This is a genomic window from Chitinophaga sp. GbtcB8 (genome assembly GCF_019091455.1).
GTDB lineage: Bacteria > Bacteroidota > Bacteroidia > Chitinophagales > Chitinophagaceae > Chitinophaga.
On the sequence record NZ_JAGXJN010000503.1, the window covers coordinates 1 to 231 of the forward strand.

1 pseudogene is annotated in these 231 nt (G+C 53.7%); it reads left to right on the forward strand.

The window, feature by feature from the left end:
* Positions 1–231: pseudogene (locus KVT36_RS32410) on the forward strand (polyphosphate kinase 1); the annotation flags it as partial.

The following is a 231-nucleotide window of genomic DNA, read 5'->3' on the forward strand; positions in this document are numbered from 1 at the left end:
CAGCAGGATGTAATGCTGCACTTCCCCAATCATTCCTTAGATATTATAATAGATCTGCTGCGTGAGGCCGCCATTGATCCCAATGTTACCAGCATAAAGATCACGGCCTACCGGCTGGCCCGCAATTCCAAGATCATGAAAGCATTGGGGAATGCCGTGCGAAATGGGAAGCAGGTAACCGTGCCCCTGGGGTGGGGCCCCCGCTTTAGTGGGGAGGATAACCTGCTGTGG